The 19,466-nt window shown below is 42.0% G+C and carries 16 protein-coding genes, 1 other RNA gene and 1 pseudogene; 13 read left to right on the top strand and 5 right to left on the bottom strand.

Annotated elements, in window-relative coordinates; translation table 11 throughout:
• Position 1: 1 nt before the first annotated feature.
• A complete protein-coding gene (locus J7649_RS07075; protein WP_005104783.1) occupies positions 2 to 1,255 on the bottom strand; it encodes an exonuclease SbcCD subunit D in 1,254 nt (417 codons plus the stop codon).
• Between the two features lie 474 nt (positions 1,256 to 1,729).
• Here J7649_RS07075 and J7649_RS07070 point away from each other — a divergent pair, with 474 nt between their 5' ends.
• Complete coding sequence (locus tag J7649_RS07070; RefSeq protein ID WP_219310014.1) at positions 1,730 to 2,188, top strand: ABZJ_00895 family protein; 459 nt, start codon at positions 1,730 to 1,732, stop codon at positions 2,186 to 2,188.
• A 153-nt stretch (positions 2,189 to 2,341) separates the two neighbouring features.
• Positions 2,342 to 3,247, top strand: coding sequence for a TIGR01777 family oxidoreductase (locus J7649_RS07065; RefSeq protein ID WP_153566756.1), 906 nt, complete (start codon positions 2,342 to 2,344; stop codon positions 3,245 to 3,247).
• Here J7649_RS07065 and thiO read toward each other — a convergent pair.
• Entirely contained in the window at positions 3,236 to 4,360 is a 1,125-nt protein-coding gene (gene thiO, locus J7649_RS07060; RefSeq protein ID WP_219310013.1) for a glycine oxidase ThiO, read from the bottom strand. The two genes, J7649_RS07065 and thiO, sit on opposite strands and share 12 nt — an antisense overlap.
• 15 nt (positions 4,361 to 4,375) lie before the next feature.
• A complete protein-coding gene (hemB, locus tag J7649_RS07055; RefSeq protein ID WP_219310012.1) occupies positions 4,376 to 5,389 on the bottom strand; it encodes a porphobilinogen synthase in 1,014 nt (337 codons plus the stop codon).
• Between the two features lie 105 nt (positions 5,390 to 5,494).
• Here hemB and J7649_RS07050 point away from each other — a divergent pair, with 105 nt between their 5' ends.
• Positions 5,495 to 5,992 carry a thioesterase family protein gene (locus J7649_RS07050; protein WP_004646146.1) on the top strand — a complete coding sequence of 166 codons (498 nt, stop codon included), beginning with the start codon at positions 5,495 to 5,497 and terminating at the stop codon, positions 5,990 to 5,992.
• Between the two features lie 78 nt (positions 5,993 to 6,070).
• Here J7649_RS07050 and glpK read toward each other — a convergent pair whose 3' ends face one another.
• Positions 6,071 to 7,555, bottom strand: coding sequence for a glycerol kinase GlpK (gene glpK / locus J7649_RS07045; protein ID WP_219310010.1), 1,485 nt, complete (start codon positions 7,553 to 7,555; stop codon positions 6,071 to 6,073).
• A 130-nt stretch (positions 7,556 to 7,685) separates the two neighbouring features.
• Between glpK and ssrA the strand changes: the two genes are divergently transcribed.
• The 4 genes from ssrA to J7649_RS07025 all read left to right on the top strand — a co-directional run bounded on the left by ssrA (position 7,686) and on the right by J7649_RS07025 (position 13,831).
• Positions 7,686 to 8,044, top strand: a transfer-messenger RNA (tmRNA) gene (gene ssrA, locus J7649_RS07040).
• A 181-nt stretch (positions 8,045 to 8,225) separates the two neighbouring features.
• Positions 8,226 to 9,365, top strand: a complete 1,140-nt coding sequence (locus tag J7649_RS07035) for a tyrosine-type recombinase/integrase (protein WP_219310008.1) — start codon at positions 8,226 to 8,228, stop codon at positions 9,363 to 9,365.
• 719 nt (positions 9,366 to 10,084) lie between these two features.
• The gene (locus J7649_RS07030; protein ID WP_228738670.1) at positions 10,085 to 12,490 is read left to right on the top strand and encodes a hypothetical protein; all 2,406 of its coding nucleotides are present in this window, start codon (positions 10,085 to 10,087) and stop codon (positions 12,488 to 12,490) included.
• Between the two features lie 381 nt (positions 12,491 to 12,871).
• Complete coding sequence (locus J7649_RS07025) at positions 12,872 to 13,831, top strand: YagK/YfjJ domain-containing protein (RefSeq protein WP_219310003.1); 960 nt, start codon at positions 12,872 to 12,874, stop codon at positions 13,829 to 13,831.
• A 144-nt stretch (positions 13,832 to 13,975) separates the two neighbouring features.
• On the opposite strand, the gene J7649_RS07020 is transcribed toward J7649_RS07025, so the two are convergent.
• Entirely contained in the window at positions 13,976 to 14,443 is a 468-nt protein-coding gene (locus J7649_RS07020; protein ID WP_213686948.1) for a hypothetical protein, read from the bottom strand.
• A gap of 203 nt (positions 14,444 to 14,646) precedes the next feature.
• On the opposite strand from J7649_RS07020, the gene J7649_RS07015 reads away from it, so the two are divergent.
• The 6 genes and pseudogenes from J7649_RS07015 to J7649_RS06990 all read left to right on the top strand — a co-directional run.
• On the top strand, positions 14,647 to 14,934 hold the full coding sequence (locus J7649_RS07015; protein WP_219310001.1) for a hypothetical protein: 288 nt from the start codon (positions 14,647 to 14,649) through the stop codon (positions 14,932 to 14,934).
• A gap of 44 nt (positions 14,935 to 14,978) precedes the next feature.
• A complete protein-coding gene (locus tag J7649_RS07010; protein WP_219309999.1) occupies positions 14,979 to 16,013 on the top strand; it encodes a DUF932 domain-containing protein in 1,035 nt (344 codons plus the stop codon).
• Between the two features lie 150 nt (positions 16,014 to 16,163).
• Entirely contained in the window at positions 16,164 to 17,228 is a 1,065-nt protein-coding gene (locus tag J7649_RS07005; protein WP_219309997.1) for a YqaJ viral recombinase family nuclease, read from the top strand.
• 176 nt (positions 17,229 to 17,404) lie between these two features.
• Entirely contained in the window at positions 17,405 to 18,304 is a 900-nt protein-coding gene (locus J7649_RS07000) for a recombination directionality factor (RefSeq protein ID WP_219309995.1), read from the top strand.
• 95 nt (positions 18,305 to 18,399) lie between these two features.
• Entirely contained in the window at positions 18,400 to 18,630 is a 231-nt protein-coding gene (locus J7649_RS06995; RefSeq protein ID WP_219309993.1) for a helix-turn-helix transcriptional regulator, read from the top strand.
• 95 nt (positions 18,631 to 18,725) lie between these two features.
• Positions 18,726 to 19,361 (top strand): annotated as a pseudogene (locus tag J7649_RS06990) (HNH endonuclease domain-containing protein); the annotation flags it as partial.
• Positions 19,362 to 19,466 lie beyond the last annotated feature (105 nt).

Here is a 19,466-nt window from a genome sequence, read left to right as displayed (position 1 = left end):
CCTAGGCTTGTTGTTTCTGAGCAAGTTCGTGCTGGGCTTCAACCAGAAGTTGCTGAAAATCCTGTTGTACAGAATGATCATGTTCATAGCCCATTTTTTTCCAGATATTCAAAAACAGCGATTCCGGCGTCGGTGGTGCCAGATCAATTTTCGAATCTCCTTGCGTATGTTCGGCCTGTTGCTGATAAATCCGGCTGATGCGCAGCAAGCGGTAACGGTTGGCGGGTAAAGCCAGTTCAATTTGCTGGCGTAAATCGACTGGTGGCGGCGCATCGGTGGTGTATTCTATTTCCAGAAAATGTCGTGCCGACAGTTGTTCGATTTCTCCGGCAGGCAAGGCCTGAAGTTTAGCAATTAAATCTTCCAGCTTTTCCCGAATCCGGAACAGCTCGACGGTGCGTGGCACTTTTAGAACATCGTATTGAAAGCGCTGTTCCGGGCTTTGTTCAGGATCAATTCTGACCTCAACCACCTGATGTTGATAGTTGATTTCACTAAATGACAGCGGAATTGGTGAGCCACTATAACGGATATGCGGCTGACCAACTTTTTGTGGTTTATGCAGATGACCGAGTGCGACATAATCAATCACTTCATCAAACAGCGCCGTCGAGAGCGCTTCTTCATTACCGACAATAATTGGCCGTTCCGAGTCGGAAGTTTCGCCACCTTGCATGTGCGCATGTGACATTAAAATTAGTGCCTGATGTGGCTGTTTGCGGGCTCTGGCTTCGGCAATCAGTTGTTGATGCAGATAACTGATCGCGTTCTGGTTATTGCTGGTATGTTCATTCAGTCCGGTAATTTCGGCACTGCGTAAATAGGGTAGGGTCAGACACCAGGCGATGATATTTTTATCCCGATCATAAATAGGAATAAGTAGACGATCCAGGTTCAGGGTATTTTCTGCCGTGCGGCCTACGATTCCCACAGCTTTGGCATTGAATTTGGCCAGCAAGGGTTCAACCTGTTCAATCCGATAACCGGAATCATGATTGCCTGCAATCATCAGGGTCTGCATATGTGGCGCCAGGTCGTGGGCGTCGGCCAGAAACTGGTATAGTTGTCTTTGCGCACTGGAAGCTGGATTGATCACATCAAAAATATCGCCGGCAATCAGCAGAGCATGCGGCTGCTTTGTTTTAATTTGCTCAAGTAGCCAAGTCAAAAACTGTGCATGTTCAAATTCACGGTCATGGTTATGGAAAAATTGTCCCAGATGCCAATCGGAAGTGTGAAGAAAATGAACTGCCATGTAATGAACCCCAAGATATCTGCCTTGCTACTATAGGAAAAAGCACAGGTAAAAATCTACTTGTAAAACGATATTTCAGCGAATTGTTGGTGATGTTTAAGCTGAATTTATTTTGATCAGTATGGAAATTACTGGATGATCGCATCCAAATCATCAGACATCGAAAAGTCATGCAATCCATCAGGCTTTTAAAAAAATAGGAATTTTAAAAAATAAAAACCGACGATTCGAGTGATGATGAAATCGTCGGTCAAATTTGTGTTACATGAAGATTTTGGCTGCTATTCAAAATTTCCCTGTACACTGGACTTATTGCTTTAGCTCTAAAGGTCAGCAAAAATTCGTGGATGCCAGTCCAAATTTTTGTACCTTGTACTCTATATAACGTCACCCTATAGTGGATGGTTGACAATAAAATGAAAAAAAACCTGATTTTTTTTATACTAGCTTGTTGAAGATCACTGAGTCATGCATATGTTGCCACTAAGTCGTTATTTTATCTGGTTTTTCGTTATATGTTTTATTTTTACCTGTATTTGCGGTGTACTGGCAGCCTTGCTGCCGATGGGCATGGGTGCAGTCTTGACGATTGTTCCGTATCTGGTGGCCATGATTTGGGTGCTTTTTAAATTTCTAAAACAGCAAAAACGTGCGCCGACCCAGGCAGAGCGTAAAAAATTCACCCTCGGTTTTAGCCTGATTTACTGGGGCTATAATTTATTATTTCTGTTGCTCGGTATTGTCATCGCCACCCGTTCCAATCCGAATGCCTGGCAGGACTTCTTGCTGTATCTACAGCAGCCACAATTTATGAGTATTGTGCTGATCATGTTCCTGATGATCGTAATTCCGCTGTATCTGCTGACCTACTGGTTTTATGGCAAGCAGGCCCAGCGTATGGCAGAGAAAATGTTTGGCCATTCGCCTCAGTGAATATAGATGAATCATTTTGTGACCCGATCTTCATAAATTAATTGAATGATGAAAGATACAAATTCTCCACTACAAAGATCTTCTTGGTTTAAAAAGCTGAAGATGAGTGGCGTATAATTTAAACCAAGAAAATAATAAGGCGAAGAATGACGAATGTATAAACCTGTAGTGCTGTTGACGGGAGCGAGTGGTTTTATTGGCAGTCATCTCGTGCATTTTTTACTGGAACGGGATTATCGGGTGGTTGGTCTGACCCGTCAGAAAAATAAACGTGAACCACATCCGGACTTTCATTGGATTAACCAGCTGGATGAATTAAAACAGCATCAGATTGATTATGTGGTCAATCTGGCTGGCGAAAGTATTGGTCAAGGCCGCTGGACGGCAGCGCGTAAAAAGAAATTGCTGAATAGCCGTTTAGATACCACCAGACATTTATTTGATTATTTAGAAAAAAATCAGATTAGACCGAAACGGATTATTTCAACATCGGCCGTTGGCTATTATGGCATTGACCCCAATGAGCGCTGGGAACAGGTCTGCACGGAGCAAAGTCCGCCACAAGATATTTTTATGTCCGAACTCTGTGCGAAGTGGGAGCAGCTGGCCTTGTCCTATACTAACCAGAACACCAAGATTGTTCGCTTTGCGGTGGTGTTTGGCAAAGGTGGTGGGATTCTTCCGCAGATGCTATTGCCGATTAAGCTGAATCTGTTTGGGCGGATTGGTCATGGACGTCAGCCAGTGACCTGGGTGCATCTAGAGGATGTGCTGCGTGCGATTGAATTCTTGATACTTGAGGATACAGCCGAGCAGATCTTTAATGTGGTCGCGCCAGAAAAAAGTAGTCAGGCCCAGTTTGCACGAACTGCGGCCCAGATTCTGAAGCGCAAACCCTTACTTCCACTACCCGCATGCAGTCTGAAAATGATGCTGGGAGAACAGTCACAACTGGTCTTAAACGGTCAGTATGTACAGTCCAAAGCCTTGCAGGAGGCTGGATTCCAGTTTCATTATCCAACTCTGAAAGAAGCACTGGATAATATCCTAAAGCACTAAACGACTGGGCTCTAATAAACGGACAGGATCATAAGGAGCTGGATCAACGATTGGCATTTGTTTAAGGATGAGTTGAGCGAGTAGTTTGCCTGATGCCGGCCCCATGCATAAACCATTCCGGAAATGTCCAAAATTGGCCCAGGCATTGTGTAGCTTGGGAATTTTGCCAATATAGGGAATACCATCGGGTGAGCTGGGTCTTAATCCGGCCCATTGCTTGACCAGCGGAAAATCTGCCAGTTCCGGTACCATCTCGATACACGCCTGTAAAATATCCTGCCGGATTTCGCTAGAAGGCGAGGTGTCAAAACCGACCTGACGCATACTGGAACCACATAAAACATGTCCATCCTGACGTGGAATCAGGTACATCACCTTATGCATGCACATGGTCGGCAGCCAGTTTTTTGGCGTTTTAAACAGCAGCATCTGGCCCTGAACCGGCTGTACCGGAATTTCCAAACCAAGTTGCTGTGACCAGTGTTGCGACCATGCTCCGGTTGTGAACACATATTGATCTGCCTGAAAAACCTGGCTATGTTCATCTGAGATACTTTTTACACAGCCTTGCTGAATATTGAGCCGAGTGATTTTACAGTCTTCTTGCCAGGTGACACGAGGATGCTGCTTCAAATAGTGAATGATCGACTGTAATAACCGTGGATTACGGATATTCGCCAGTTCAGGGAAATAAATCGCCTGCTTGAATTTGCTCTGATTAATTCTTGGATTGATCTGTTGCAGTTTAGCCTGATCAAGCAATTCTGCCTGTTGCTGCGGATCCTGATGTGTTTTGGCATAACTTAAACCGATTTCAAAATCGGATTCATCAAAAATCAGCATACCTGTTTCATGAATCTGGAAATCGATGCCAGTGAAAGGTTGCAGTTTTTGATTCCAGTCCTGATACATGGGTTTGGCATGTCGAGCCAGAGCATTTACAGCAGCGGGATAACGCCACGGATACATCGGGGAAAGGATTCCTCCTCCAGCCCAGGATGCAGCCTGTCCGGCGGCCTGTTGATCAAAAAGGGTAACAGAACATCCCTGTTCAAGCAGTTCCAGCGCCGACATCAAACCGGTGATGCCAGCGCCGACAATGGCAATATGCATTGCGCCGAAATCCTTTTACTTCATGTCTTTCAGTTTAAGCGCAGCTTCTTCAGCAAAATAGGTCCAGATACCATCTGCACCGGCACGACGACAGCTCATCAATGATTCTAAAATGACGCTATCAGATAACCAGCCATTTTGAATTGCCGCAGCCAGCATCGCGTATTCGCCACTGACCTGATAGACAAAGGTTGGTACGCCAAAAGTGTCTTTGACTTCGCGGACGATATCCAGATAAGGCATGCCCGGTTTAACAATCACCATGTCTGCACCTTCCTGAATATCCAGCGCAATTTCATGCAGGGCTTCAGCACGGTTACCGACATCCATCTGGTAATTGTATTTATTGCCGCCTTTTAAGTTGCTGGCAGAACCGACTGCATCACGGAACGGGCCATAGAAACTTGATGCATATTTGGCTGAATAGGCCATGATCGAAGTATAGATATGACCATTTTGCTCAAAGGCCTGACGAATCGCACCGATCCGGCCATCCATCATGTCACTTGGAGCAAATACATCTGCACCGGCTTCGGCATGGCTCAAGCCCTGTTTAATCAGGCACTCGACCGTTTCATCATTTAAGACATAACCGTTCTCATCAATAATGCCATCCTGACCATGTGTGGTATACGGGTCTAATGCGCCGTCAGTAATCAGCACCATTTCTGGCAGTTCTTTTTTCAATAAACGCAAGGTGTTTTGCACCAGACCATCTTCACGCCATGCGGCTTCTGCAGTCAGGCTTTTATCTTCTTGTGGGGTGACCGGAAATAGCGCCAGTTTATTGACACCGAGTTCCAGCAGACGTTCTGATTTTTTTAACAACAAGTCCGCTGACAGACGCTGGATATTCGGCATACTTGGAATATCTTGGGTCTGGTTTTTTCCTGGCAGGACAAATACTGGATAAATGAGATGATCTGCCGCGAGATGGGTTTCACGAACCATCGAACGTAAATGTTCATTTTTACGAATACGACGCATGCGAGTTGCAGGAAACGCGGGACGATTGAACGTATAAGTCATAAAAATCTCAGTAATCAGTATTAAACTAGGCCTCTATTGTAGCCCTAACTCAAATTTTTGGGCATAAATTAGCGGTTTTTTATTGTGGTGGATTCGGGCAGAGTGATGAGTAAGACAGAGAGAAACTGGACGGGTAATATACATCTGGGCTCGAAAGTGGATATTGATGTAGTCCTGAACCAGCTGGTACATGCTTTTAATAGCTCTCCTTTTTTTAAGCATAACGGCATGACCATGCGGGTGGTCGAGGGCCAGATTGAGGCCTATGTAGAAATGCAGGATTTCATGATTGGTAATGTGGCTTTCCAGATTCTGCATGGCGGTCTGGCTGCAACTGTACTGGATAGTGTCGGTGGTATTGTGGCCATGGGCGAGCTGTATAAAAAAGCTGAACCGGAAACGATTGCAGATACCATTAAAAAAGTATCGCGTCTGGCGACGGTCGATATGCGGGTGGATTATCTGGCGCCTGGACGTGGCAAATATTTTATCGCGCGTGCAGAAACCTTACGTTTGGGGCGTAAGGGCTGCACCATGCGCATGACCATGGTCAATGATGAAGATAAGGCGATTGCAACAGCGATTGCTTCTTATGCCTATTAATGAAATCGTGAACTGAGGGAGTTAAAAGCACTGTTTAAAAGTGCTTTTTTATGATGATCAAATATGAACCTAGAGGATTTAGAGATCAGATTTAGCCCGTTTCAAGGCATTTTGCCATTTGGCTAAATGCATTTCTCTTTCGTCATTTTGCATTTTGGGTTCAAAAGCACGGTCCAGCTGCCAGGACTGGGAAATTTCATCCAGGTTTGAAAATACGCCAGCTTTTAATCCGGCCATAGCGGCCGCGCCCCAAGCAGTAGCTTCCAGCATTTTCGGACGCAGTACCGGTACATTCAGAATATCGGCCTGAAATTGCATCAACATATCATTACTACTAGCACCGCCATCAACCCGTAATTCTTTCAATGGATGTGCAATATCAGATTGCATCGCACTGAGCACATCCGATACCTGAAAGGCGATTGATTCTAATGCTGCACGAGCGATATGCGCTTTGGTCGTACCGCGTGACATGCCACAGAGTAAGGCACGTGCTTCACTATCCCAATGCGGCGCGCCTAGTCCAGTAAATGCCGGAACCAGAACCACGCCGTCACTATGCTCGACCTGGTGTGCCAGTTTTTCCACATCACTGCTTTTTTGAATAATTCCGAGGCCATCGCGTAACCATTGCACTACAGCGCCAGCCATAAATACGCTGCCTTCCAGGGCATAAGTAGTTTGGTCCTGGGCTTGCCAGGCGAGAGTAGAAAGCAGCTTGTTCTGGCTAAGCTGAATGTTATGTCCGGTATTGAACAGCATAAAAAAGCCGGTGCCATAGGTGTTTTTAGCACTGCCCACCTCAAAACAGGACTGGCCAAAGAGTGCAGACTGCTGATCCCCCAAAATGCCGGTGATGGGAATATTGGCCCCAAGTAAGCCAGAAGCAGTGTCAGCGACATAACAATCAGAAGAGATAATTTTCGGTAAGACCGAAGCCGGGATATTAAACAGCTCGAGCAGCTCTTCATCCCACGACTGTTGCTGCAGATTCATTAACATGGTACGAGAAGCATTACTGGCTTCAATGACGTGCTCTGCGCCTTGGGTCAGATTCCAGATCAGCCAGCTATCGATCGTACCAAATGCCACATGGCCTTGTTCAGCGAGTGCTCGTACTCCCTCGACATACTCTAAAAACCAGACTAATTTTCCCGCACTAAAATAAGGGTCAATCCGTAAGCCTGTTTTTTGCTGAATTTTGGACATCAGGCCTTGTTCAATCAGCCGGTTACACCAATCAGACGTACGACGGTCCTGCCAGACGATTGCCGGGGCGAGCGGTTTGCCGTTTCGACGATCCCAGACTACAGTGGTTTCACGCTGGTTAGTCAGGCCAAGGGCTCTAATATCTTTTGCCAGAATACCTGCAGTCGCTAAAGCTTGTTGTATCACAGCAATCTGTGAACTCCAGATTTCCTGAGCATCCTGTTCCACCCAGCCCGAATGTGGGGTGTGGATATGCGTTTCACGTTGAGCCGTTGCCTGAACTTGTCCATGTTCATTGAAAATAATGGCCCGACTTGATGTAGTTCCCTGATCCAGGGCCAGAAGGTAGCTCATAATTTTTCTGTTATTTGGCTTGAAAAGTAAAATATTAGCGCAATAATGTAATTAAGCGTATCAAGTTGTGTAAATGTTCAGAAAATACATCGTAATTTTTGACATTTATGCTATGATTGCCTTGTACTTTGGGGGTGTTTCTGGCTTCGACGCTGGTGATGAAACTCATAGATGCATGCCGAGAGCGCATTTTCTCTCGTAAATCAAATTTGCATTTTTTAGTCGCAAACGACGAATCATACGCTCTAGCTGCCTAAGGGCAGCTTGTCCGCCTCTCCGAATACTTGTGGTTAGAGAGTCCGACTGAAGCGCACGCACACAAGTCCGTATAAAGCCAAGCCTCGGGGCTTTATACTAAATCAAGAGGATCGCGATTTGTACCCTGTTCGTCGGGTCACAAAGAGTTAAAACAATAGACGATATCTAAGCATGTAGTATTCTCGAGCGTAGTGCTGGCGGACGCGGGTTCAACTCCCGCCACCTCCACCAAAATTCTTTCCGAAGCAATCCATCGGAATCTAAAAAAGCCTTTAAACATTGAGTTTAAAGGCTTTTTTTATGCCTGTTTGTCCGATATTGTCTGATCCCATTTGACCCCATATTTGCTCTTTGTGGGTAAATATTGGGAAAATTTACCCAGACATTAATACATCAATTATGGGTAATCGACATGCCACTTACAGATACTGAATGCAGAAAAGCACAGCCGAAAGACAAACAGTATCGTCTTTCGGATTCACATGGTTTATCCCTTATCATTACCACCAAAGGTCAAAAATATTGGAATGTGCGAGTCACTGTCCATGGTGAACGTAAGTCTGAGTCGCTTGGCCCATATCCAGATTTAAGCTTAAAAAAGGCAAGGGAGCTTGCATATGAGCTTAAGCATAGATACTCACGTTCAGTATTGCATGAAGACTTAAAGCCCTATTTCAAAGAAGTTGCAGAAGATTGGTTTAATAATCAAAAAGAAACCTGGTCATCCAAACATATCAGTAATGTACGAGCTTCATTGGATGAGCTTTATATTGCTCTTGCTAATAAGCGTATTAATCAGATTCAGGCTCCTGAGATTCTGCAAATCATTAAGAAGATTGAGGCAAGAGGTTCGCTTGAAATTGCAAAACGTACCTTGTCTCGCTGTGGCATGGTCATGAAGTATGCCATTGCCCATGGATACCGCTATGATAATCCGGCAGGTGATCTTGTTTATGCTCTCAAGAACAAAAGAGTCAAAAACCTGGCTTCGCTTACTGCCTCTGAAATGCCTGAATTTTTAAGGAAGATAAGAGCATATCCAAGTGATGCTCAAACACATCATGCCATTATTCTGATCATGCTGACAGGCGTTCGGGTTAGTGAGTTGCTGCAAGCGCGCTGGGAAGAATTTGATCTGGAAGGGCGTAAGTGGGATATCCCTGAAGAACGAATGAAGAACAGACTTCCGCATCGTGTACCGTTGACGGAAATGATGATTGCTGAGCTTCAGGCATTGAGACTTACTCATAATCAGGAACTGCTTTTTCCACATCGTTTAAATAACAAAGAATCTATGCGTAGCGAGTCTATTTTAGCTGTGATCAAACGTTCGGGCTATGCTGGTCGGATGACCACACATGGTTTTAGATCTCTATTCAGTACAGTCGTAAACGAATCTAATCTGTTTAATCCAGATGCCATTGAGCGCCAGCTTGCTCATGTTCCCCAGAATAGAATTCGTTCGGCCTATAACCGAGCTCAGTACTGGGATGAACGAGTAAGGTTGATGGAGTGGTATGGAAATATAGTAAATTCATGGCTGAATGATTAGTACTAGTTATCCTTTTTTTCGTCAGATAAGACAGGATGGACTTGATGTTTATTCATGGCTCTTAGATTTTTATGAAAATTCAAGATGCTTTTTGGTACACCATTAGGATTTTGATTACTCACAATAATAGAAGGGATATCTTCTACACAATATGAGCTTACAAAGCTGAATTATATTCTTGAATCGCAAAACCCTCAGTTGTATTAAGGGCATTTGGTTGCGAAATATCATATAAAAATATTGACTATATGGATGAAACGATCATTCATGAGCTTAGAAATCAACCCGAAATCTTATTGGAAATATTAAGAAAGGATATTTTCTGAGGCTGTTTTTTTAGGAAGGAGTTTATACATCGGGTGAGATGGCTTCGAAGTCGTATCTTTAATCCATGACTTGCTGGGTTTGGTAGTGAATTTTATTGTGGTGAAAATTCAGGATTAAAGGTAGGGCTTGAGGCAGGATAATATTTTAAAAGCAGGAGCATAGGCTTCTGCTTTTTTTTGTCGATAATGAATGAAAATTAATATATCTAAAAGTTGTATTTTTATAAAAATAAAGAGGATTATTGAATCTATAGAATACAAATAATATTTTTTAATTGTATTTTTATCTCTTGATAACGAGATATAATTTAATTAATACGTGTAATAATACATTTAAAAATTATGAAACAACAGCGATACATAAGCATTTTAGACACTTTTAGCTGGAATAAATTGAAAATTAATGTTGCAGATATATTTCATGTATTAAAATTTAAAAAAATAAAAATGATTGTTTCTTATGAGGAAGGTGTGAGTGGTGTTGAGCAGGCTAAACATCTGCTGGATGAGTTAGAAAAGTTGCAGTATTTATGGTGTTTGGTTGAGCAAAATTCTTTTTTGACTTTGGATCAGTTTAAGAACAATTTAATGAACAGTACGGCAACAAGTTGGGTGTGTGCCAGACAAGAGATCGAAGGTTTAAGTTGTGATCTGAATGCACTGATGATGCCCTATCTTAAAATTGGCAATGAACTGTATTTAGTTTGGTTTATGCTGAATGCTCTGAATCAATCGCCATCATATTTAAATGATCATCAGCCGTACCTGTATTCACCTTTAAATACAAATGTGACTTTGCTACCGTCAACAGCAGTCAGTAGTGGTACACATCTTCAGCATCATACGTATTTAAACGTTGTACTGTGGTTGAAGCAATATTTAAGTACAACCAGCTTTCTTCCGAATTATGTTATTCCAGCGCTACCACCTCAAGTCACAACGGAGCAGCTTTTTGATACCTTGCTGGAAAGATATCAATCACTTTATTGCCTGTCCTTAAATATTCAGCTTCCATTCAAGTCAAGTGAAATGGTTGACGATCATGGGTTTATTCAAGATCGATTGATGCGTATCCCACAGTTACAGCAGGTGATAACAGGTACTGCGGGTCTCTTGTTTATGATGACCAAGACGGAACATGACTTAGTATCAGGATTGAACCTCAATGTTGTTCTCATATTGAGTAATAAAAAAGAGCAGTTGGCTGAGAGAATCATTCAGAAATTTGAATCCGAGTTGAAAAAGCTTTTAATTGGTCGCCCTTTTCATATTCATCACTGGGGGAAACAGCTGGCTCAGGAGTTGAAAAAAGATGCAATTGATGGAGTAATGAAATCAACAGATAAACGAAAAATAAAGGATTTTAAATATTGGATTCTGAGTTTTTTTCAGAATGTAGATGAAGTCATTCAATTTCAATATATCCTCAATAATCAAAATTACAATATCAATCAATACTGGTATTCCTCTGGGCTTTTAGATGAACGTAATTTTCCTGTTGACCTGACTATGATGGGGAGAAAATCTTTTCAGGATTTGGTGTGCTATGAGGATGATAAAATATGGAGTGTTCGTCATCTACCAGTCATAGCAAAAAACAGACTTAAGATTTCGCAAATTTTTAATCGTGAGTTATCAATTCAGCTAGATGATTTTCCAAATTTTATAGGTCTCATTCAAAATATAGAAATGTTTATGGCGACTGTGATGGATACTACAGTCGGTGCATTTAATCTACCAATACGACTAGGAAATGTTGAGTTGTCTGCTGAAGAAATCGAGCGTTCAATAACACGTATAGGTCATCAGTTGTTATGGATATTCAGTAACTTGCCTGACTTACACTTGTTAAGTGCGAGCCCTTACTTATCTCGGTTGAATATCAACGTGCAGTTCTTTTTAAAGAATGCGAATCTTTGGCAGGTAGAGCAACAATTGGCTGCAAAAACCAGTAAGCAAGGTGCTGAACGATTTAATGCGCTGGTTAAACAACTTCGACGGGATTACCGCTCGAATATCAGGCAGTCTAAGCTGAATGTGAAAATCTGGAAACAGGTGCGGCATTCAGTAACAGTGAACTTGGACGTGCCAACAACAAATAGCAATGGAACGGTCGTTGAAGCTGTCGAATATGTGGACTATGTCCAAGCTGTTAATGTGGGTGATGAGGTCATTGCTACAAATGATCATATTGAAGCCTGTTATAAGAAGTGTGAACTCAGACTGAAAAGCTTGCAGACGTACGTTAAAAGTTTACTGAAAAGAGAATGTACTCTCTATCGAGTTCATTTTGAACTGGGGGCAAATGGGGCGGAAGTCAATCAGCAGATTTTTTCAAAAAACATCACTGAAATGTTTTTACGTAACCGCAGACGGAAACCCATATCCAGTATGACAGGATATTTTGGAGCATGGCGGGAAGATGGTGGACAGCATACTTATCTGGATCTCATTTTAGTTTTTGATGCGAGGAAGTATGAGGAGCTGAAAGATATGGATCGTTTATTTGGGGAGATGTGGAAAAGCCAAATGGATTCTGTTCAGCAGGATGGGTACAAAACGTCATTCAACATTGTTCCATTGATGTCATCTGTTCCTGAGATGAATCAGCAATCTTTTTTACTTGAGATCGGTGATCAGTCAAGGCGAAAGCAGGTCTTTGAAGTATTGGTAAATTATTATAGTTTTATTGAGCTGTATGAGCGACAAGCTACTGTACGAGTCCCTAAAGTTTTAGTGAAGGGCAGTGTGACTAAAACGACAGTTAAATCTAAAGTTAAAACCAAAGCTAAGGCATAAGTTTAGCTTCTGCAACATTCCCATATTTCTGTTGTTCTCGCTGTATGGAACTGCGGTGCAATGGTTAGTTCAGAGTGACTTGCTTAACAGGTAATATATATTATTAAATATAAATAATATATTAAACATAAACAATATCTTATCTAGTTAAGTGAGTATGTGATTCACTTAGCACAGTATAGCCCATTTGAGTATGGGCTATACATCATGTATCAATGACACAGTGTTAAAATATTCAGAACTAACCCTATAGTATGTTTCAAAGTCTATGAACCTATTCAGCTAAGCAGGATGACTACAACATCCTGCTACAGAGTCATGATCAGTAAAATTTTACATCTCTCACTTAGATATGAACCTTATGTTTCAGTGAGAACCTAAATGTACCAAAAAGTTCCATATCAAAATATTCAATATGGTGAGCTTTATCATGAAGCAGAAGTATTGGCAGGAGTAGACCATTTCATTCAAGAGGTTTGCTTGGGTAGTTATAATTTATATCATCAAAACCTGATGATAGACCTACAAAAACTAATTCCGTCATTTAAGCCAATCTATAATGCGGATTTTTCCTATTGCAATTCAGTATTGATATTCATTGAGGTTGTGAAGACCATTGATTACACACTCAGACAGATTCAACAGACAGATTATGATTCTATTGTGTATTTTGATGAGATGACTGTCTGGCATATTTTGACTTACATCCAGTCATTATCAGGCTGTGTAAAACAGCAACTGATCGATTATCAACAACGTGAATTAAAGAACCAACTTAGCCTTTTTGATTATACATCCACACTCATTCATCATTATGCGAGAACGTTGGTGGTTCGAGTGGATTTATCCATTCTTCAGGAATATCAAGCCTTATACAATATTCATGCATTTAATGAAGCTTTAGACATATTGCTTCGGCGTATCGCAGATCAGGATACTTGCTTTAGTAGTTTGCATGGTTATGCATGGGCATTAGAGCATGGGGTGAGTAAGGGCTATCACTGCCATCTCTTGCTTATGTATGATGGAAATATACATCGAGGTGATTTTGAAATGGGGCAGTGGGTAGGTGAGTGTTGGGAGCAGATTACACATGGATGTGGTTATATTTTTAACTGTAACCATTCCGACTATAAAGCCATCTATGAAGCAATGGGAACATTAGGAATTGGTATGATTCATCGTAACAATGCCAGTGAAGTCTATAACTTTCTTAACTATGTTGTCCCTTATCTGGTGAATGGTGAAAAAGAGCAGCAACATCCGAGAGTAAAGGATTCAGCCAATATGCGTAGTTTTGGTAAGGGAGTAGTTAATTCGAAAAATCGAAGAGGTTTATAAATATTGAATTTTCAATAGAGAACACAATACATTAGATGTGTTCTCTATATTGTGAAATCTGATATCAAAATGACAAATTCACATTGCCTTGATCTGTAATCATTTAAGCTTCAATTACCTGATCACCACGGCATTATGATTGAATCAAAAACTATTATTTTTATCTGGAAGGCTAGAAGTAAAAGCCTCTGGAGGAATCGGTACTTTACGGGCTTTAAACATTCTTTCAGATTCAGGTATTTGTTGCATTTGATCTTTCATCCACTCCTGAGACAAAGTTGGATGATCACTTGAATCTTTCATCGTTTCAGGGTGAAGTGAAATTTTAGCTATTTGTGCTGGAAATATCCCAAGCTTATTAAGCTCTGCCTCATAATAGTTTTTCAGATCAAGTGTACTCTGCAATTGTTTTTTTAATTCAGTTACTTCATTTTGTAGTGTAATTACCCCCTTCATTTTTGGTTGAGTGTTTGCTAAGGCTTGTAGAGCTTGTTCTTCATCAATGACGCCATCGGTAATTTTAGCTAATTTTCCTGAACGAGTGACATGTCTGATTTGATGTGAAGAGAAGCCATATTTTTCACAAAAATCTGAAATTCGAATGTGTGTCATAATTTTAAAGCCAATTTTGTATTTTTTTATCGTACTGATTTTATATAACAAATCAACGATTAAATTGAATCCTATTCTAAATTATTTCAAGTATATAACATCCTAATGAGAATCATGAAGCTCTTTTGAGTACACATGAAAATATGAAATTAAAGCCTGCCATCGTGCAGGCTTTTTTATGCCCTGAATTTAGGAGTCGAGTCATGAGCTTGAATTGCCCTTTTTGTCATTCAACCGACATCATGATTGTTGAAGCAAACATACAACAAGCAAATTCAACATTATCAAATTTTGCATCACCCGCAGCATTAGGTGCCTTAGGCACAACTGTTGCGAAGTCATTGAACTTGCCTCCCATCATTGGAGGAATTGCAGGAACTGTACTCGGTGGTTTGTTTAATTCATTTACAGAGCAAAATACATCTCCAAAGCAAAGTTTGTGCTTCTGTCATAACTGCTACCAAAAGTTCCCCATTCAATATCTGAATTAAGAACAGATCCAATTTTTAACATTATTTTAAAAAGGAATAAAATTATGGCACATCAACTTGAACAAATGGCCTATATCGGTGATACCCCTTGGCATGGCCTGGGTAATCAACTGACACAGAATCAGCCGATTGAAATCTGGGCACAACAAGCAGGCATGGATTGGCGGATTGAATCCTCCGATGTTAGCTACATGGCCCAGAATGAACGCGGGCAGAGTATCATCATGCCTTATGAAGAACAGCGGGTGCTGTATCGTTCCGATACTCATGCCCCCTTGTCTGTGGTCAGTCAGCGTTATCAGGAAGTGCAGCCTATGGAGATTTTGGAGTTCTATCGGGATCTGACTGAGCAATCCGGCTTTGAATTAGAAACTGCGGGTGTACTCAAGGGTGGCAAGAAGTTTTGGGCATTGGCACGCACGGGACAAAGCACAGCACTGAAGGGTAAGGATGTCAGTAATGGCTATATTTTATTAGCAACTGCATGTGACGGTACGTTGGCCACCACAGCACAGTTCACCAATATCCGGGTGGTGTGTAATAACACCTTGGCGATAGCGTTACGTGGGCAGAATAGCAGTGCTGGTGTTGTGAAAGTGCCACACAGTACTAAGTTTGATGCTGGCAAAGTTAAGCAGCAATTGGGCATCTCAGTCCGTGCCTGGGATGAGCATATGTATGAGATGAAACAGCTGACTCAACGTAAAGTCACTCAAGGAGAAGCAGCTGCCTATTTTGATGCAGTGTTTAACAATACCAGCATGAGTGTTGCCGATCAGGAAGAGAACATCATTCAGTTCTATCGCAATATAGCTACTCCAACTCCAGCCAAAGAAAAGTCTGAACCGAATGGACGCGCCATGACTAAAGTCATGGATATGTTTAATGGGCAAGGACGTGGTGCAGAACTCAGCTCTGCCAAAGATACTGCCTATGGTTTGCTGTGTTCAATCACCGAGTTTGCCGATCATGAACGTCGTGCCATGAGTACTGATCATCGTTTGGACTCTGCTTGGTTTGGTGCAGGTGCTGCGTTAAAGCAGCGTGGACTAGAACAGGCGCTTCGCTTAGTGGTTTAAGTTTCATTTAAGCCAGTGCTATTACAATAATGGTCAAGGGTCATGCAGATGATCCTTCTCCAGTGAAAACACCCCTTTTGCCACATCTCCAGATGTGGCTTTTTTTATGCCGAAAATTTTACAGACCTCACTATTTATAAGGATCAGAGCATGAATCAGATTGCACCGATAAATATCCCTCAACGAACTCATTTTCCAATTCCGAATGAGAGCAATCAATCAAATACAGTCGCTAAACGAACAACGACAGCTAAGCGTTTAGCTAATACAAAAAACATGGATTACCAGGAATGGCTGGAAGTACGTAAGCAAGGTATTGGCAGTAGTGATGCCGCAACCGCATGTGGGTTGAATCCCTATATGTCGATGTTGGAACTGTGGATGATCAAGACCGGTCGAACTCAGCAGAACATTGATGATGACAGCTCAGGCGTTGCACCGCTGTATTGGGGCAAACAGTTAGAGCCATTGGTGGCTGAGTACTACAGTCTGCACACCAATAATAAAGTGAGACGAGTTAATGCCGTGCTTCAGCATCCCGATCCAGACAAATCCTTTATGTTGGCAAATCTGGACTATGCGGTCGTGGGTAGTGATGACGTCCAGATCCTGGAATGTAAGACTGCCGGTGAGCATGGTGCTAAGTTGTGGCGTGATGGTGTGCCTTTATACGTGCTTTGTCAGGTGCAACATCAACTGGTGGTAACTGGTAAACAGGCAGCACATGTCTGTGTGCTTATTTGTGGGCATGAAACCAAGATCTTTAAAGTCACTCGTTCTGAATCAGTGATTGAGCATATTGTTAAAGCAGAACGATATTTCTGGGAATGTGTGAAAAAGGATATACCGCCATCAGTCGATGCCAGTGAATCCGCAGCTAAAGCGATTCAACAACTTTATCCAGCGCATGTACCTTTAACCGTAGAGGATCTATCGCAAAATGAAAATGCCAATTTGATGTTTGATCAGCTCATCAAAATGAAAGAAGAGATTCAGCATAAGCAGGAACGCTTTGACCAGCTGAAGCATCACATCCAGATGTTAATGAAAGATGCTGAACGAGCCACCTTTGCTCATGGCTCGGTGGTCTGGAAAAAAGCTAAGGATTCCATCAGTCTGAATACCAAAGCATTGCTTCAGCATCAGCCTGAACTCATTGAGCTTTATCCACTTCAGAAGCAAGGCGGTCGTCGATTCAACATCTATACCGACTAGCCTGTTTCAGCCCATTTGAATAGCGATGCGCAAAAACCGCTCCCCGCCCTCCATTCGCTAGGAATAGAGGGCAATACGGTCGCGGCTTTTGTAGCGAGCTATATACATATTTATTGAATCAGGTGATCTACATAAAGGTGGATGATCTGTAAAAAAATCAAATTGAGGAAAATAGAATGATTAAAGGTTTAGCGATTACACCACCGGCTCTAGGACGTATCAGTATTGGTCGGATGGTCGAAAAGAACGGCAAACGTCTGCCTGAAAAGGATGATCAGTTCACCATTACGTCCCAAATCCAAAGCAAAGAAGGATGGGTGAAACATCCACTGGATGAACAGCTACGCAGTCAGGCTACAGGGCAAAAACTGAGAACCATTCCCGTGCGAATGATTTTTAATGATCCTGACTTAAACCTACGTGCGGAATACAGCCTGTTTGACCGACAGACAGGACGGCCAGTGTGTGTAGGGAATGGTGAAACCTGTCAGCGTTTAACCAACCAAGGCGTCGAGCAGCATCCCTGTCCATCGCCAGATTTATGTCCTCTGGCTCAAGGTGGCAACTGCAAACCTTATGGACGTTTACATGTGAACCTGGATGACTCGGATGAGTTTGGCACCTTCATCTTTAGAACCACCGGCTTTAACAGTATTCGGACTTTGGCTGCACGACTGAGTTATTACAACGCAGCTTCAGGAGGCTTATTGTCTTGTCTGCCTTTGCAACTGACTTTAAGAGGCAAAAGCACCACACAAAGCTATCGTCAGCCGGTGTATTACGTGGATCTGACCTTAAGGGAAGGGATTAACTTGAATGATGCGATTGCTCAAGCCAGACAAATTGATGAGCAGAGTAAACAAGCTGGGTTTTATCAGGAAGCTTTGGACTTTACGGCAAGGAAGGGTTTTGCGAATGCGCGATTTGAAACGGATATAGAGGAAGGCTTAGATGTGCTGGAGGAATACTATCCTGAACAAGAACACAGCCGAGCAATGGAGCAACAGACTTCACCTGAAGGGTTTGTCGAGGATATTCAGCAGGGATTGCAGAGGAGTGTAAGAGCTGTGAATTAAGCGAGAGGAGAGAAGATAGCTAACGTTAAATTTTACAGACCGGCTCTATTATTTGAGCGAATAGCCGCTCGCATCAATGATTAGGAGCTAGCCTCATGAATGCGTTTATCGGTCAAACATTTCAAATGAATCAACTCATCAGTATTAAGAAGGTCGTAGAATTTGTCGGTGTGGGGCGTTCTACCATCTACGAGATGATGGATGAGGACTCACCCTACTATGATCCAACTTTTCCAAAGAAAGTTAAAATTACTCAAAATCGTATCGGCTGGTCAGCTTATGAAATCCATCAATGGATTGAAAGTAAGTTGGCGAGTCGAGGATAAGGGATGCTCTTAGCTCCCTTATTTTTTGTTTTTTTGTAGACTGAAAATGTCTTTTAGCCTAAGTGTCCGTAATGAAAACTATACACTACTACTATAAAGATGTCGCTCGCACTGTAAAAGATATGCCAGTGTGTTACTTGCAAAATATCAATGGTCAAAATTTTGAGTTTTTATATCAGCTCGATCAATGTGGAAAGCAACTGATCCTTTTACCTCTAGTCATGTTTTGCTTACGACAGTTCAGTGAGATTATAGAAGAGTTGAGTCAGAAACGATGGATTGACTATATTCGTAAGAACAGTAGCAATTCACCAATCTTGAATAAATTACCAAGCCTTGAACAATTTATGTTTGAGCCGAGTCGGAACCAGTTAAATGCGGTAGCGAATGTGTTGGTCGAGCTACAAGATTGCCAATGTTTCTATTGCAATAAACCGATGAGACAAGGCAATTATGCAGTCGATCATTTTATTCCTTGGTCAATGTACCCATCTGATACAGGGCATAACTTTGTGTTTGCAGATCCAAGCTGTAATTCTAAGAAAAGTAATTTGCTTGCATCGCATGAGTTTTTGCACAAATGGCGAGAGCGGAATGAAGAACAGGATCTCATTATTGTAGATCAAATTTCTGTACTTGGTTTTCTGACGGATAAAGAGCGGTCGCATAAAGTTGCGGAGTGGGCTTATTCACAAGGACGTGAAAATGGATATATCCTTTGGTATTTATAAATTTAAAAATTAATCAAGCAGTAAAATATTGGATTTTTGATTTACCCATACGTAGAATTTTAACTCAAATATTGATAGCTTAGTATCTGATAAATAAAATTTTAG

This window comes from Acinetobacter lwoffii (genome assembly GCF_019343495.1).
Lineage (GTDB): Bacteria > Pseudomonadota > Gammaproteobacteria > Pseudomonadales > Moraxellaceae > Acinetobacter > Acinetobacter lwoffii_P.
The sequence above is the reverse complement of the archived record's forward strand: the minus strand, read 5'-3'. Positions and strand labels throughout refer to the sequence as shown.